This window comes from Pedobacter sp. 01T416_2, assembly GCF_056398925.1.
This window is the reverse complement of record NZ_JBFTQI010001015.1, coordinates 1-1,706: the sequence shown is the minus strand read 5'-3', so window position 1 is coordinate 1,706 and position 1,706 is coordinate 1. Positions and strand designations below refer to the sequence as shown.

Sequence of the window (1,706 nt, the reverse complement as noted above, 5' to 3'; positions counted from 1 at the left end):
TCTTTAAACCAGCTCTTTACAGATGCTTTTGATCAACCCTGGTCCCTCATATATAAAACCAGTATACAATTGAACCAAACATGCGCCGGCATCTAATTTCTCTTTTGCATCTTTTGCCGAATGAATACCACCTACCCCGATAATTGGAAATGCTTTGTTCGATTTCTCCGAAAGATAACGGATTACTTCTGTAGCGCGTTCTTTAACAGGTTTACCGCTTAAACCACCGATTTGCGTAGTCAAGTCTTTTTCTGTAGCCAGATTTTCCCGGCTAATGGTTGTATTGGTGGCGATAATACCAGCAATTTTGGTTTCTGCAACAATCTCGATGATATCGTCCAGTTGCGCGTCAGTTAAATCGGGTGCAATCTTCAATAAAATCGGACGTGAAATATCGTTTTTACGATTTCGTTGCTGTAAAGTATTGAGGATTTTTTTTAACGGTTCTTTTTCCTGCAGCTCGCGTAAACCCGGGGTATTGGGCGAACTTACATTCACCACAAAATAATCAACCACATCAAAAAGGCGATCGAAACATTTAATATAGTCGTTTACTGCATCTTCATTTGGAGTAGCCTTGTTTTTACCGATGTTTCCACCAACCACAATATCAGGATGTTTATCTTTTAGCAAGCGCAAACGCTCAGCCATTACATCTACGCCCTTATTGTTAAAGCCCATCCGGTTAATTAAAGCTTCATCACTAGGTAAACGGAACATACGGGGTTTATCATTTCCGGGCTGTGGCATTGGCGTTACCGTACCCACTTCAATAAATCCGAAGCCTAAATTGCTAAGCGGCTCCACATATTCTCCATTTTTATCAAATCCGGCGGCCAACCCAACAGGATTTCTGAATTTTATGCCAAAAACCTCACGTTCTAAACCTTTAATGTGAACATCAAAGCTGCTCCGGATAATGGTTTTACCAAGCGGGAATTTATCATTAAACCATTTTAACCGCTTCACTACAAAATAATGTACGTTTTCAGGGTCAAATTTGAAGAATATTGGTTTAATAAGGCGATACATGGCACGAAGATAAGAACTTAATACTAATTATGAAAAAAGGTTAATTGGTTCATTAGTTCAATAGCCATTCGTTCATTAGTCTAAGTGTCCAAATCCAACCCTGATCCTAACGTTGGTTCATGGTCAATGGTTTTATGGCCATGATCGATAACCTAGCAAGCTTGTTGACCATGAACCATCAACCCTGGGCAATCTGCCGCCCACCAATGACCAATGAACTAATGACTAATGAACCAACTTCTCTAATACGCTGCCGTAAACTGCTCCTGGTGGTGTGCCTTATTTTCCAGCTCATCGGCAATAACGATTGCTAAATCTTCTACTGATAAAATAGAACGGCCTTCTTCATTAAAAACAGGGCTTGTTTTACCCAAGCGGTATTTCCCGGTACGGCCGGTGGTGATCCCCTGGTGCATTTCAATAGCCGGACTAAAAAATAACCAATCTAATTCCTTCTCTTGTTTTAGCGTATTAAAATAATCTCTTACTGCTGTTGCACCTGGCTTGTATTCTGCAGGGAAGTTCGGCCCGTCTACAATTTGGTGACCATCAATCTGCAAAGTACCCGCTCCGCCGATAAAAATGTAACGTTTAACGCCCGATGCTTTTACTGCAGCCTGAATAGCCTCTGCTCCCTGTACCGTATCGTTATATAAATTCGGATTGGTCCAACC

Annotated in this window: 2 protein-coding genes; both read right to left on the bottom strand. The window is 41.2% G+C overall.

Features of this window, described 5'->3' with window-relative positions; all coding sequences use genetic code 11:
* Nucleotides 1-3 precede the first annotated feature (3 nt).
* Nucleotides 4-1,032, bottom strand: a complete 1,029-nt coding sequence (locus tag AC1DPQ_RS26875; RefSeq protein WP_477580919.1) for a quinone-dependent dihydroorotate dehydrogenase — start codon at nucleotides 1,030-1,032, stop codon at nucleotides 4-6.
* A 242-nt stretch (nucleotides 1,033-1,274) separates the two neighbouring features.
* Nucleotides 1,275-1,706 (bottom strand): NAD(P)-dependent oxidoreductase (locus AC1DPQ_RS26870; RefSeq protein WP_477611447.1); only part of this gene is annotated, 432 nt, incomplete at its 5' end.

What these genes read in the sequence shown, in the direction of transcription:
- AC1DPQ_RS26875 (WP_477580919.1), bottom strand. Translation starts at nt 1,032, where the DNA reads ATGTATCGCCTTATTAAACCAATATTCTTCAAATTTGACCCTGAAAAC.